Origin of the sequence: Bacillus sp. 7894-2 (assembly GCF_002272225.1) — a bacterium.
Taxonomy (GTDB): Bacteria; Bacillota; Bacilli; order Bacillales; family Cytobacillaceae; genus Cytobacillus.
Genome location: NZ_NPDG01000102.1, coordinates 100,363 through 112,375 on the forward strand (window position 1 = coordinate 100,363; position 12,013 = coordinate 112,375).

9 protein-coding genes are annotated in these 12,013 nt (G+C 45.7%); 2 read left to right on the plus strand and 7 right to left on the minus strand.

From position 1 onward, the window contains the following. Nucleotides 1–211 precede the first annotated feature (211 nt). The 4 genes from CHI10_RS15885 to CHI10_RS15900 form a co-directional block, all read right to left on the minus strand. Nucleotides 212–1,783 (minus strand): SagB family peptide dehydrogenase, encoded by a 1,572-nt coding sequence (locus tag CHI10_RS15885; RefSeq protein ID WP_095245197.1) that lies wholly within the window; start codon nucleotides 1,781–1,783, stop codon nucleotides 212–214. A 23-nt stretch (nucleotides 1,784–1,806) separates the two neighbouring features. Next, a complete protein-coding gene (locus CHI10_RS15890; RefSeq protein ID WP_095245198.1) occupies nucleotides 1,807–3,750 on the minus strand; it encodes a TOMM precursor leader peptide-binding protein in 1,944 nt (647 codons plus the stop codon). Beyond that, nucleotides 3,747–5,678 carry a putative thiazole-containing bacteriocin maturation protein gene (locus CHI10_RS15895; RefSeq protein WP_095245199.1) on the minus strand — a complete coding sequence of 644 codons (1,932 nt, stop codon included), beginning with the start codon at nucleotides 5,676–5,678 and terminating at the stop codon, nucleotides 3,747–3,749. Before CHI10_RS15895 ends, CHI10_RS15890 begins: the two co-directional genes overlap by 4 nt. Nucleotides 5,679–5,823: 145 nt before the next feature. After that, nucleotides 5,824–6,126 carry a heterocycloanthracin/sonorensin family bacteriocin gene (locus tag CHI10_RS15900; RefSeq protein ID WP_353615976.1) on the minus strand — a complete coding sequence of 101 codons (303 nt, stop codon included), beginning with the start codon at nucleotides 6,124–6,126 and terminating at the stop codon, nucleotides 5,824–5,826. 247 nt (nucleotides 6,127–6,373) lie between these two features. On the opposite strand from CHI10_RS15900, the gene CHI10_RS15905 reads away from it, so the two are divergent. Then, a complete protein-coding gene (locus CHI10_RS15905) occupies nucleotides 6,374–7,798 on the plus strand; it encodes a Na+/H+ antiporter NhaC family protein (protein ID WP_095245201.1) in 1,425 nt (474 codons plus the stop codon). Between the two features lie 580 nt (nucleotides 7,799–8,378). Here CHI10_RS15905 and CHI10_RS15915 read toward each other — a convergent pair. The 3 genes from CHI10_RS15915 to CHI10_RS15925 form a co-directional block, all read right to left on the minus strand. Then, entirely contained in the window at nucleotides 8,379–10,283 is a 1,905-nt protein-coding gene (locus tag CHI10_RS15915) for an endonuclease MutS2 (protein ID WP_095245203.1), read from the minus strand. Between the two features lie 442 nt (nucleotides 10,284–10,725). Further along, nucleotides 10,726–11,421 (minus strand): copper homeostasis protein CutC, encoded by a 696-nt coding sequence (locus tag CHI10_RS15920; RefSeq protein WP_095245204.1) that lies wholly within the window; start codon nucleotides 11,419–11,421, stop codon nucleotides 10,726–10,728. Between the two features lie 28 nt (nucleotides 11,422–11,449). Then, on the minus strand, nucleotides 11,450–11,689 hold the full coding sequence (locus tag CHI10_RS15925) for a hypothetical protein (protein WP_095245205.1): 240 nt from the start codon (nucleotides 11,687–11,689) through the stop codon (nucleotides 11,450–11,452). A 120-nt stretch (nucleotides 11,690–11,809) separates the two neighbouring features. Here CHI10_RS15925 and CHI10_RS22440 point away from each other — a divergent pair, with 120 nt between their 5' ends. Further along, nucleotides 11,810–11,962 carry a hypothetical protein gene (locus CHI10_RS22440; RefSeq protein WP_179289054.1) on the plus strand — a complete coding sequence of 51 codons (153 nt, stop codon included), beginning with the start codon at nucleotides 11,810–11,812 and terminating at the stop codon, nucleotides 11,960–11,962. The last annotated feature ends 51 nt before the right edge of the window (nucleotides 11,963–12,013 follow it).

Consider the following 12,013-nt stretch of genomic DNA (forward strand, 5'->3'; position numbering starts at 1 on the left):
TACCGCTTTTTTATTGCATATAGATAATAAACAGTCTTTGTGCAGGTATTATATTTTCACCATCTTTAGTTTTTAGTTTATCGCCTTTTTACGCAACTTCCTGACTTTTGGGAGTTAATCAACTCTATTAACGACGATATTCTTCTCCACTCTTATTATGGTCGCTAAGCGCCCAACCATCCCTAAACTTCAACCAGATTCATCTTCTAATCTAGCTAATTAAATTCCCCTTCAGCCATGGACGGGCCCGGTAGAAGCCAATTGGGATTTGGATGAGGCTGGTTTTTCCCTGTGATTCGGTTCCGTAGATTTCATCACTCATCTTTGCATCAAACCCGAGCAGCGGATGTCCGCCCATTCCAAGCGCTGTTGCTGCTATAAGTAATCGCTGCATAAGCATTCCCGCTTCCATTTGCTGAATGCGGTAGCCTCTATAGTTCAACTCCGTTTTATGGTAAGCTCTATCCCCGGCTATATGAAAGCAGAGCGGGACTTGAAACAGATTCACATTGCCTGCAGGCATTCCGGATTGAAGCGCAAGCCGATGGTCGCCAAGATTAATCTCTCTTAGTGAATGGGCATCGCTGTCATAATAATAAGCACCATTCGGAATCCCGTCGACATTATTCAAACACACATATAAAGTTACACGTGACGCGCGATTTTCAAGTGCCATATCTAAATCGTTCCGATACAGGCAGGATACAGCCGCCTCCTGAAGAAGGGCAGCAAGCTGCTCCTGCCTGACTTTTCCTAAAGTGAAATCTATGTCCGGTGAAAAACGCTCCCTGCAGACTGCCGCCAAATCATACGATATCCTGTTTACATGAGGAAGAGTCACAGGCCGTCCCTCACAGTGGGTGTAATGAGGAATGATTTGACGAAACGAACTTATGGACTCCTGCATGGACGATTTATTGATGCTGGTTAACATCGGAAATTCTTTTACTTTGTTAGATCTGACTAAGGTTTTAGTCTGAATCGGGGTTATTTCCCCGCACAATTCAGCGGCAGAAGCCATTTCGTTCCTGCTGGTACTGTTCGCAGCCCATCTGGTTGGTTCCACTGACAGCGGGATCACGGCATATACGCTCTCCTCCTCATCAGACAGTCCAAGGAGATGGTTGAGAGCACGATCAAGAAATTGGAAGTAAACTCCCGCTGCAAAACCAAACCTCTTTGTAACCTCCAATAACTGTCCAATCACTCCCCCTGCATCCAAGCCCTGCAGACGATATGCAAAGTTATTGTATTTAAAGTAATTTTTCCAGAACATGGTCGTCACGAACACAGTCCCAAAACAGGATGACACATCACACCGACTGCCAAGAGCACGGGCTATATACGAATCGAAATTCCCCTTGCGAAGCAGCACCAGGCGGTGGTGCAGTACATCATAATGGTAGATCCCTTCCGGCACATCATCTATTTTCAAAAACATGTATAGTTCGTTAGGATACAGCGCTCCGCCAGAAGGCACAGACCGCCGAAACGACTGCATAAAATCCCCTTGCTCATCCGAACCCACTGGAGAGACAGACTGGGAAAATTGATTCAGGCCGAATGTGTACCAAAGAAAATCCCCAATTCTCCTAAGATCAGGCTTTGCAGGTGCCTCCCATTCTTCAAGAGAAAGGGGAACCTCCAGGGACAGGGGGAAAACTGGTAAGCCCCGGTAAAGCTTATAAGCAAGCGGCGCATCTTCCCAATCCACTTCCCAATCCGGCGGGGTTATTTTATCAATATCAAAATGCAAATTGTGCAGAAATGTGTCTGAATTCATCTTTTTCACCTCCCAGTAAGGGCTTATGGAAATGGGTGGGGATGTGGATTCAGCTGTTCAACTCTAAGGGGTTCTTTTGCATATCCGAGTTTCATTGGTACCTCCAGCACCCTCCCAAGCCCTGTTACACGTGTCAGGTGGTGTCCAAATGTCATGGGCAGCATCCCCGGAATCAGCACCTTGACACAATGCAATCCGCTCCTCTTTATTTCCGGTGTCGTCTGATCCACCACTATGACATCAAGCTTTTGCCTGTGCAAGGCCTGAAGAAGGTCCTGCAGATCATCTGTCAGGTCTGCATGTCTCCTTCCCTGCTTGAATTCCTCGGAAAACGATCGGAGCGGACGGTTTTCATCCAGCAAAAACGCCAGCCGCTCCTCCGCTTCCGGCAAACCGTAAAGCATCCCATGGTCATCCATTTTCCTGACAAGGGAAGAATCCTTAAGCATTTGCCGTAAATTCGTCTTGTTCGCTTCAAAATCATCGTCCATTGTCCCCATCATTCCAGCTAACTCATGGACTGCGCTTTTTACCGCCCGGAGCGGGTCAGGATGGGCTCCGGCCGCACAAATGAGATTCAGCCCTTTTTTCTTCCTGTTTTTCGCCATCGCCCAAACACTTGGTATCCCGTGCTCCATTGTCGCGTTATACAGATGAAGATCATACCCCGCCACTGCCCTTACCCGATCAATCATCAGCTGCAATTCCTGATCATTAGCGGAATAAGGATCAAGCCGAGGAAGGGCCAGCTGTCCGTACCAGGCCATCAGGAATGAATCACGCTCCACCACTTCTAAAATACCGTAGAAAATCGCTTCTTCCAGGCTGCCGCCCAGTGCGCATCCGTTGGACGTTTCATAGACAAACCCATTCCCGCAGCCCAAGCTGTAATAAGAAAGCAGCTCAGGAACCAAAATCGGGCACTCCTCCAAAAACGAATAACCCCATACCCAATTCATCGGGATATCAGGATTTAATTTATTAAAAGGAAAGTTCGGCCGTGCATACTGTTCATCTGCATGCACACCTGCTTTTAGAGGATTAAAAGCCCGGTCTTCCAGGTTGCGGTAACTGTCAAAGACTGCTGTCCTCTTTCCACGGGGCGAGATGCCGCAGGAACGTTCAAGCCCCTCCAGAATGGCTGTCAGCTCGCTGACCTTATAGGAATGAGTGCGGCCAGCCACGCCTTCATCCCCTCCAAACAACGGCAGGTTTACAACTACATCTGCAAAAGGCGGTTTGAAATCATACATTTTCCCATTTAGTAAACCAGTCCGCGGATCCAGATAATTTTTGATGAGCAAGTGCTCTAAATCCTCCAGTGAGCGGCAGCGGTAACTATCTGCACTAATTTTCGGACTTGGCTTAATAGTAATTCCTGCGGCTTCCTGTGAATCTTCAGGGAGGGAGCTGCAGACCGGGCACAATGAATCCGGCAAAATGAGGTGGCGAGAGGTTTTCAATGTTTTCAGACTGACCAGATACATTCGTCCTTCCAGGTCCGCCAGGCTGCCCTCCAGGCACCTTTGCACTTCGGACACAAGCAGGAGGGACACCTGTAAAAGACCTGTCCGTGATGCCCAGGCGTCACTTTCTAATCCGCTGTTCCCTTCGAATTTCTGCTGCAGCTTCCACATCTCTTCCCGGTCACGCCCTGCCAGGAGTTTCCGAGTGTCCGCACACTGAGAGCATCCCGGTGCAGACGGGTGAACGATTGGGCCGATCACGCCTTCTCCAAATGATACAAAACCCCGCAGCCAGGGAATACCTGATGATCGGGATACCTCTTCCGCCTTTTTATGAACTGAAGGCATCCAAGTATCGTGCAGCACCAGAAACAAATTTGTTCCATCCGGCAGTTCAGGCTCGAAATTCATTTGACGGACTACCCTATATTCGGCAGGCAGTTGTTTGCATACGCTGTCCGCCAGCAGCCCCTCTCCGACAACTACCACGACAGCACTCACTGAGATTCCCCCTCCCGTATGAACACCCCAAACACCCCTGCCAGACTCTCTTTCAAAAATGGCTCGAACGAAAATTCACACACTAAGAGCTGCATGCTGTTCTCTTCCAGAACCTGTCTGGCAGACTGCAATAGCTGGGATTGTTCCTTCTCAATACAAGTAGGTATGACCAGACGCTGAGGCTCCTTTTCCTCCACAAGCACAGATGATGCCTCCACTGCAGTTGCTCTATGTCTCCCCCTTTGCTTTTGCGACTGTGCAATCGCATGCTGCAGCGCTTTCCTCAGCGCCAATGTTCTATTAATGCCAACACTGCCAAACCAGCGATCGTCCGTGCCGACCCAGACCACAGGGAAGCCGGACACTCCTTCACCCTCACAGATTTTTGGCGCTCCCTTCATGGTTGCCAATGCGTCTAAATAGAACCTGCAGCGTTCATCTTCAACAGTACTCAAATGCAGCGGAGCAACTGCTGTTTGTACTGCCTGACGCTTAGCCAGCTTCTCTTCCAAACATCTATCCAGCCCGCGTAGTACCCCTTCTGCAAATGTTTCTCCTGCTCCCACACCAACAAATTCGCTAGGTGCAAGCTGATCTGCTGCGAGCTTTTCAGCCATCCGCGACACATACGATTCTATTCCGGTCAAACCTGCTTCCCTGCGTGCTTCATCATGCCTCAAATCTGTACAGATTAAAGCTGGCAGGAGTTCGGCCGGGCCCTTTGACAGCGGGTCTGCTGCCTGCACTTCACACTGTGCCAGTGGAAGCTGCTTTAAATTCCCTTCCTCCCATGTATGAAAAATTCCAGACTCTTTGGAAGTCAATTGGCTGAAAAATAGAAACAAACTGTCAGACTTATTTCTTTCGGAATTCTGTCCGATTCTCTGATCAACATCTTGAATCCATTCCACAACTGTATTTCCAGTCAGCATCGAATGAGGCAAAAAGGAATGCCAATTTCCTTCAAGCGTCTCCAGATTAAGCAGGAAAAAGTGATTTCTCTGTTCAGCACTGGTCAATCCAGTAACCTCTTTAAACAGTTCAAACACGATCAAATTAGCGAGCATGGCTCCTGCCGTGGCGGAGGAAGTATGCAATTGCTTGTCTTTGCAAAATGCGGACTGATGTACGCGGTGCCAGGCAGTCTCCCAGCATCCTTCTGATTCCGGATGCACAAGAGGACCTGCCATACCAGCCTGTTTGTAGATAATAGCAGGAAGAAATATCTTCTTCTCTTTCCGGCAAGCTGCATGTATAACCTGCAGTTCCTCTACATTCCCTGTTTCCGAGATATATAGAATTGAATCATAAGGCTGGATCAATTCCTCCCAGGAACAATCCTCTTCACTCTCTCTTGTTACCTCCTCTGCAGAAACTTCGGGATCTGTTTGCCGGGCATGTGCGACAATCTCCTTCAGCCTCTTTGTGTTAGTCGATTCAGGGTCTGTAATGACCATATGAACCTTTGGCAATCCGGACTCAATCAGCGCAGAAACCAGCGAAACAAAAAAAGGGCCTGAACCTGCTGCCAGCACTTTTGCCTGCCGGTATGCCTGGAAACGGTATGCACCCGAATCACCGAAGCTTTCCAAAAATTCGATCTGGGAGGAATACTTTTTAAGGACATGCTCTTCCAATTGGTGTGGATGATCCCCGCTAACATCCCGCGCAAAGCCGTTACGGTACAGCACTTCCGCAATTTCAAACACCCGATCCCTATGCGGGCCCGGCAAGCCGGCCGTCAATTCCTCAAGCGAATAATCACCATTAAACATCGGCATCAGCTTTTGAACCCACTGATCGATCATACTGCCTTCCATGCGGAAGGAGCTTACATTATTCCGAAAATACACACCTTTGGCTGGATCAGGGATAAAAAACGTGTCCCTTTTCATCTTCAGCCGCACAGAAGGGGTCAATTTTTTCATTTCGCGCCTCCTTACCCGTAAACTATGCCTAATTAAGAAACATACTTTCTCTCTCATTCTATGTATTGGGATTTGTCTCATATGTCTGACCCTCAGATGAAAAGCCCCTGAATACTCAGGGGCTAAACTGAACACATCGAATAGGCTAGCGTCCGCCGCAACGTCCTCCGCAGCGCCCGCCACAGCGGCCTCCGCACCTAAAACAGTTAGAGCATCGGAAACAATTAAAACAGTTAAAGCAGTTGAAGCAGTTAAAGAAAAAGCAGCTAAATCCAAAGCCAATACCAAAACCAGCGCATAACCGGGACTGATCACTATACACCTGGTTTTGATCCCAAGGAACCATCTCATTCGCATGGAAATCACCAACATTCAGCATTTGCAATTCGTTTTGGAAATCATTCATGTTCATACCTCCGTATTTATTAATAAGATGTGCAAGCAGCATCAAGGGGCAAAATGAAGAACAGCATTGTCAGTCCTTCGGATACTCTCTCCATCAAAATATGTGTCAGGATGGGGGATTGTTACTGAATCAAACACCCATATTAATGAGTTAAAGCGAAAAAGGTTGTACCTTCTAATAGCAGGCAATCCAAAGGAAATGAAGTATTATTGTATGATGTCAGGGAATTTACCTCCCTTCCCTGGCCATACTAAATAAGTAACGGCATTTTTTTTTGGAGGGCACAAACTTGAACATCACCTGGCTATCGCTCATACCATTTATAATCGTAATCGGAATGTCCATCTGGCTGAAGAATATCCTGCCAGGATTGGTGTTGGGCATCCTTGTAGGCTCCATACTAGTGTCCGCGGACCTGCTGGCGGGGACGGAGCAGTCGGTCACTTATATTGTGACAACGCTTTCCGATGAAACGAATATCAAGATAATCGGATTTCTATACCTTTTCGGCGGGCTTGTCGGAATGATGAATATTGCGGGCGGCATTAAGGGGTTTTCCGAATGGGCCGGCAGACGGATCCGCTCTGAACGAGGTCTTCTTGTGTTCATTTGGATCACTCTCCCGTTCACCTTCATGATGCCGATGTTTCGGATTATGATGATCGGACCCATTATCAAATCGTTGATTAAAAAAATGAATCTCTCCAAACAGAAAGTCGGCATGACTCTCGATATATCAACTGAATCCGTAATTGTGCTGCTTCCGGTTGCGACAGCTTTTGTGGGCTTCATGGTCTCACTTGTTGAAGGCGGCATCAGCGGGCTGGATCTGAATATGTCCGCATATGAGATTTTTTTATTGAGCATAATGTTTAACTTTTACGCGATCATTATGCTGCTGATTGGGATGGTGCAGACGTTCTGGCGCCGGAAAAAGACAGGAGAGCAAAAAGCTGAAGCCCATACCGATCTGGAGGAAAAAGAGCATGAATTCCACCGGATGGGAATTAAGAAGGAATTATCGCTTGTAAAAGCCCAGCCATGGCATTTGATTTTCCCTGTCGTTTTATTGCTTGCCTTTTCTCTGTTCCTGTTATGGCAGGATGGAATGTCGCAGGGTGCAAATACGATTTTCGAGGCATTTTCCATGGCCGACGCTACATTTGTGATGCTGCTGGCTGTTTTTATCACCCTTGTCTTAACCTTTATTTTCTACATAATCAGGCGGGAGAAAATGAACGAAATTCTTTATCATTTTTACGATGGAGGCAATCAGATGATGGAGGCGATCAGCCTGCTCATTCTGATTTGGGCGCTGACACTGGCGGCGGAGGATCTTGGTTTTTCAGATTTTATCGGGAGCTCACTCGGAAGCTTTCTGCCAGCTTATCTGACACCAGCTGCCATCTTTGTGCTCGGTTCAGTGGTCGGCTACTTTATTGGGAGCTCATGGGGAACATGGGGATTGTTCATGCCGCTCGGAATTACCCTCGCGGTTTCAACCGGCGCCTCCATTCCACTTACCGTTGGAGCCGTGTTCGCAAGCGGGGCATTCGGAGCGCTTACCTCACCACTTGGCGATACCACCATTACCACTGCTTCGATCCTGGATATGGACCTCGTCGACTATGCACGATATAAATTGAAAGTTTCAGCCATCGGGGCTGTTATTGCTGCTGCATTATTTATTGCGACAGGGTTTTTGATTTCATAGATTTTGCTTAAACTTCATCCTGGCAGTTATCCGGACAAAGATTCCGCGGAACACTTCGGACAAAGAAAGCAAAAAATCATGGTTTTGTGTCAGAACCCGAGCTAACTTCTGACTCAAATTACAGAAAATTGCCGTTTTGCGTCAGAACCTGGGCCAACTTCCGACTCAAATTGCTGAAAACCGCTGTTCTGTGTCAGAACCTGGGCCAACTTCGGACTCAAATTGCTGAAAACCCCAGTTTTGTGTCAGAACCTGGGCCAACTTCGGACTCAAATAGCTGAAAACCCCGGTTTTGCGTCAGAACCTGGGCCAACTTCCGACTCAAATTGCTGAAAACCCCGGTTCTGTGTCAGAACCCAGAGCAACTTCGGACTCAAATAGCTGAAAACCCCAGTTTTGTGTCAGAACCCGGGCCAACTTCGGACTCAAATAGCTGAATACCACAGTTCTGTGTCAGAACCCGGGCCAACTTCGGACTCAAATAGCAGAAAACCGCCGTTCTCTGTCCGAACCAAAGAAGCTTCAGACAAAAATACCCAGTAAAAAGGCGATCCTCCACCCGGAGAATCGCCTCACTCATTTATTCCTGCTTCCTATTCCGAATCTCCTTTTCAACCTTCCGCAGCGCCTTTTTCGATCCTCTCTCCAGATCATGCTGCAGCTTCCGTTCATGGTAACTGGTAAATAAGGTATTCCTGTCATACCCTTCCGGATACAGCTCGCTTGCTTTAATATCCAATTCAATCCGCTTGCTGTTTACTTCAACTATTTCATTTTTATAATACAGCTTAATGTTATTGAATTTATCTATTGGCTCATACACAATGGCATAATCATCCTGGCTGATCAGTTTTACCCGGTCACCAATATCGTAGTGATACACATCTTCAGTCTGCTTCACTTCAATCACTGGCTTCTTTATTTTGTTCTCCCGTACTGCTTCCAGATTATATTCCTTATTTTCAATATACAATTGCGCGCGCTTCAGGACATGTTCGCGGATATTCATTTTTCTGGAAATCCAAAGTGCATTGCTCTCTCCAGATTCACCTATTAAAAGCTTATACATCGGCCTCAATTCCGCACTATCGAATAGCATGGCAGCGTTCATAAAATCATCATGCATTTCAGAATAACGTTTAATCTCACCATAATGAGTAGTGGCAATCGTGATGCATCCCATATGATAAAACTCTTCGAGAATCGCAATTGCCAATGCAGCCCCTTCATTCGGCTCTGTTCCGCTGCCAATCTCATCGAATAAAAGCAGCGTATTATTAGTGGAAGCACTCATGATTTCGGAAATGTTCTTCATATGAGAAGAAAACGTACTCAGGGCATTCTCGATGCTCTGATTATCGCCAATATCAACAAATACATTGTCAAAAATGGCGATTTCACTTCCCGGCTTCGCCTTAATATGAAACCCGGACATGACAGCCAGAGTGAGGATTCCGATTGTCTTTAAGACCACGGTTTTCCCGCCTGCATTGGGGCCTGTTATGACTAAGCTTCTATAGTCCTTCCCGATTTCAAAATCCAGCGGGACAACGTTCCCTTCCAATAAAGGATGCTTGCTGTTTACCAATTTGATATACCCATGTTTATTTATCGCTGGTTCAATACCGTCCGTACTTTTGCTGTACTTCGCTTTTGCAAAAATCATGTCGTACTGGCTGATGCATTCAATATTGATGCGGATCTCATGAATGGATTCAAGAATGGCTCCTGAAAGTGTGGCGAGTATTTGATATTCCTCTACCGACTCCTCCGATTTCAGCATGGACAATTCCACATTAAGCTTTGAAACGGCATCAGGCTCCATAAAAACAGTCGAGCCTTTTGAAGAGGATTCAACCACTGTTCCGGCAACCTGATTTTTAAAGGATGCTTTAATCGGAATCGTAAAACGGTCATCCTTTTTGCTGATATAAAATTCTTGAATGTATTCCTTATTAGCACTGCTCCGCAAGAACTTATTCAATCGTTCTTCAATTTTCTCTTCGGTTTTGGCAATATGGTTTCTAATCCGTTTCAGCTCTTTGCTTGCACCTGAGTCAACCATGTTTCCTTTGATTGCATATAGAATCTCTTCTTCAATATTCCTGAATTCGGTCATAGATAACGCATACGTGTAGAGAACTGGCGCAAAAAATTCTTTATCTGCCATAAATTTTTTGATTTTCCGGCAGCCCCTAAGAAAATCGGATACAGCGTTTAACTCTGATGGAGTTAAAATGATTCCTTTTTCCACTTTTTCAATAATGCCTGTTATATTGGAAATGCCGGTTAATGGCAAATGCTTTTCGGCGTCCAGCAGCCTTCTCGCCTCGCTTGTTTCGTTTAAGCGATTGCGGACGGCTTTTATATTTGAGCTCGGCTCCAGCTTATCGATCAGCGCTTTCCCTAAACTGCTGACGCAATGCTGTTTCACTTTATTTTTCAATTCGTGGTATTGTAATTTTTCAAAGGTCATTCCATTCATTCTCTCTGCCTCATTCCAAATAAAATAGCCCGCAAAAGCCTTCCCCGCCCCAATGTAAATTGGGCAGAAAGCTTCCGCGGGCGTTCTACTTTTCGAACAGGCATAAACAAACTTAACCCTAAAACAGGCATAGTGTCTAAAGCTACACGAATATATAGAAATGGAAGCAGTCTGATGGCAGGTATTCAAACAAAACATGTTTGAAAAAAGGCATTCTTAATAAACTGGCGAAAACCAGAAAATTAGTACCTAATTCAACTAAACAATTAGTTGACACCTGCAATCGACATACTTCACCACACCTTTTAATAATATGAAATTAATGTAGCATGGAACTGCCAGTCCAGTCAATCTTCATTCTGAAAATTTGAATTAATAACATAAGTAGTTATCAAAGAAGAATTTCAACGTAAACAGAATCCAAATAAATGATGCTTTTCTTCTATAACTCTCCGCTGCCGATTATCTTCTTTAACGCCTGCACTCTCTCAGGATCAATCGCATGCTCATAGTTTGATTGGAATCGGACACCTGAACCAAAATGAACCTCAGTGACAGGCACCTCATCCAAAAATGCTTTTATATTAACAACTGACAGACCCGCACCTGCCATAATTTTTAAATGGCTATCTGCCGTAAGCTCATGGAGACACTTTAATCTTTCTACTGCATCTGCAGCACTACTCTGTCCACCTGATGTAAGGATTCTCGAAATCTGCGGATACTCCTTGATCACTTCCAGAGCCGCAAATTGGTCATCAGTCACATCAAATGCCCGGTGGAAGGTAATATCCAGTCCGTCTGCAGCATGAACTAGCCGTTTCAAATGTTCGTTATGTACTTTGTGGTCAGGTGTGAGAACGCCAAAGACTACACCTGCTGCACCAAGCTTCTTGCAGACACTAATATCCTTAATCATGATTTTTATGTCCTCTTCCGAATAGCAAAACCCGCGGCTGTGCGGGCGGATCATCACATTCACCGGAATTGTCAATTCTCTGCATACACTTTCAATAACTCCATAGCTTGGCGTTAGACCGCCTTCAGCCAGCCCGGTTACCAGTTCAATTCTGCTTGCCGCGGCCTGTTCGGCAATTCGCGCATCACTGAGTGTGTCTGCGATCACTTCAATTATCATTTTCCGCATTACTCCTTCTTACAAATACTTAACTGAACTTTTCTGCTATTAGATTAAAGAATACAATAGCAAATATCAATGTTATCAGGATCATTAGGACGAGCGATAAAACTTTCGTGTATTTTTTGGCACCTTCCGAAATCTCGGGCTCCTCCTTATACATCCCCCGCCTTCCCCAAAGCAGGCTTTCTTCCGGATCAAAATAACTCCATAGCAATACTCCGTACACAGGAATAAATAAGAAAAAAATCACAATAAAAGCTGCCATCTTCTCATCCCCTTTACTGTAGTACGATTCAGTATTCAAAAGGTTTCATGACTCCAATTTGTTTAATTCACTGAAATTCGGAAACATTAATTACATATAACAAATAGGGAGGGTTTATTTATGACCGAAAATACCCCGAAGGACGTAAACCGTATTCAGGAGGAAGCCCAAAAACAGGACCGGGAAGCAAAGAAAGCCCAGGAAGTTGTGGATGATGCCATTTCCAAAATGACCCCGCAGCGGCAGTACGAAAAAAGAAAAGGAACAGAATAAACGATAAAGTGAAACTTCAATCAGTGGGGAGTGCTTTTCTTCCTACTGATT